General features: G+C 70.8%; 2 protein-coding genes. Both read left to right on the top strand.

The genetic code is table 11. The features are described from left to right. A partial coding sequence (locus GUY61_RS37415) for a PQQ-binding-like beta-propeller repeat protein (protein WP_166634741.1) occupies window positions 1–1,571 on the top strand: 1,571 nt, incomplete at its 5' end. A gap of 270 nt (window positions 1,572–1,841) precedes the next feature. Then, the coding region (locus tag GUY61_RS37410; protein ID WP_166634740.1) for a LuxR C-terminal-related transcriptional regulator at window positions 1,842–2,492 on the top strand (651 nt) is incomplete at its 3' end.

Genomic DNA, 2,492 nt, shown 5'->3' with positions numbered 1-2,492 from the left:
GCTATCCGCAGCAGCCCCCCACCGCCCAGCCGGGATACGGCTACCCCGGGCAGCCGCAGCCCGGTTACGGCTACCCGGGCCGGCCGCAGCCGGGTTACGGCTACCAGGGCCAGACCCTGCCGCCTCATCCCCCGGGCGGCGGCCGCAAGAAGCCCAGCGCCCAGGCCGTGATCATCACTGCGGCGGCCGTCGCCGTCGCACTGATCATCGGCGCCGGAGTCTGGTACGCCAACTCCGGCGGCGGGGAGGAGGGCAAGAAGGACCAGGCCACTTCCAGCGCGGGCACGGACGGCGGCCAGGACGGCGGCAAGAACACGGGTGGGGGCAAGGAGAAGCCGCCGGCCGACGTCGACTCCGAGCTGATCTTCCAGCTGTCGTACCCGAAGGTCGACGATGTCGTCCCCGTCAGCGGCTCCTGGCTGACGGACAAGGCGTACGTCAAGACCGGCGTCAACAAGGTCGTCGGCTACGACGCGGCGAGCGGCACCGAGCTGTGGACGGTCAAGCTGCCCGGCGCGGTCTGCGCCGCGTCCGCCCACAAGACCGAGGACAACAAGACCGCGATCCTCTTCAGGGCCGGTGCCAAGGATGTCTCCTGCACGGAGATAGGCGCGCTCGACCTCGACGGCGGCAAGCTGCTGTGGAAGAAGTCCGTGCCCGAGGGCGACGACAAGACCGGCTTCTCCGAGGTCACGGTCGGCGCGGGAACGGTGGCGGCCGGCGGCACCAGCGGCGGCGCCGCCTTCGACATCGAAAGCGGCAGCCTGCGCTGGAAGCCCTCCAGCAGCTCCGACGGCTGCTACGACGCCGGCTACGGCGGCGGCGAGGCGCTGGTCGCGATCCGCAAGTGCGGTCAGTACGGCAGCAGCCGGCAGCTGCTCGTCCAGACGCTCGACCCCGTCTCCGGGTCGCCGAAGTCGACGTACAAGATGTCGCCCGGCATCGAGTACGCGAGCATCGTCTCCACCAAGCCCCTGGTGGTCGCCGCCGACGTGGGTGACGTCGCGAACGACGGCAGCGGCATCTCCGACTTCTTCTCGATCGACGAGAAGGGCAAACTGCGCGCCAAGATCTCGGCGGACGCCAAGAAGTACGCGGCCCGCTGCGGCGCCACGGAGGTCGAGTCCTGCAAGCACCTCGCGGTGGGCAACGACCGCCTGTACGTGCCGACGGAGGAGCACGACGGTGCGAGCGGCTCCCTCAGCGGCACCAACGAGATCGTCGCCTTCGACCTGGCCACCGGCAAGTCCACCGGTCAGCGCGCCGACGCCGGCGAGAACTTCACGATCGCCCCGCTGCGCATGGACGGCGGGAACATCATCGCGTACAAGACCCCGCCCTACGACAAGGGCGGGGAGGTCGTCAGCATCGACGGCTCCACCTTCAAGGAGACCGTGCTGCTGAGGAACCCGGCCGAGAAGCCGGGGCGCGACGCGGAGACCAGCTTCTCGGCGGACTACTCCGAGATGCTGTTCGGCAACGGGCGGCTCTACATCTCCGAGGTCAACGTGAGCGACAACGGAAGCGACTTCGGCGAGCAGTACCTGGGGGTCGCTTTCGGGGTGAAGTGACGCCCGATACGCTTTCCGGTCACCGGTCCGACGACGGCCCCGCCCAGCGGCGGGGCCGTCGTGCTCCTTCCCGTTCCCTCCGGCATCCGGATTTCCGGGCCTTCCCCGGGTAGAACGCCCATACCGCCGATGAGCCGCGAAGGTCGGGGATTTCGGTATTCCGGGGGGCTTCTGGCCGGTAAGGGGCGCGTGATGTCGAACAAGCGTGTAGCTTCCGGGATCAGAACGGCCGAGGGCTCCCGAGGGGTGGGGGAATTGGGGGGTAGCTCTATGGGTGTGCGGCTCGTGGTGGTCGACGACCACCGGTTGCTGGCCGAGGCTCTGGCATCGGCGCTCAAGCTGCGCGGGCACCGGGTGCTGGCCGCGGCCGCGCCCGCGGCCGGGGCGGCGGAGCTGGTGGTGAGCAGGGCGCCTGAGGTGTGCCTGCTGGGGACGGCGACGCCCGCGGAGCCGGGCGCCTTCGACCCGGTGGTGAGGATCAAGCGGGAGCGGCCCCAGGTCGCGGTCGTGGTGCTGGGCCCGGTGCCGAACCCGCGGGGCATAGCGGCGGCCTTCGCCGCCGGCGCCTCGGGCTATGTGCGGCACGACGAGCGCATCGAGGGCGTCGAGCGGGCCATGGTCAAGGCACGCGCCGGTGAGGTGGCGGTGGCGCCGCAGCTGCTGCAGGGCGCCTTCGCGGAACTGCTGAATCCGGCGGCGCAGCCGGACGACGAGGGCCAGCGGCTGCTGCGGATGCTCACCCCCCGGGAGGTGGAGGTGCTGCTGCGGGTCGCGGAGGGCGAGGACACCAGGGTGATAGCCGCCGGCATGGGGATCGCGCCGAGCACGGCCCGGACGCATGTGCAGCGGGTGCTGATGAAACTGGGTGTGGGCTCCAGGCTGGAGGCCGCCGCGCTGGCGGCCAGAACGGGCCTGTTGGAC

Source organism: Streptomyces sp. GC420 (genome assembly GCF_009916105.1).
GTDB lineage: Bacteria > Actinomycetota > Actinomycetes > Streptomycetales > Streptomycetaceae > Streptomyces.
This window is presented reverse-complemented; position numbering and strand designations above follow the sequence as displayed.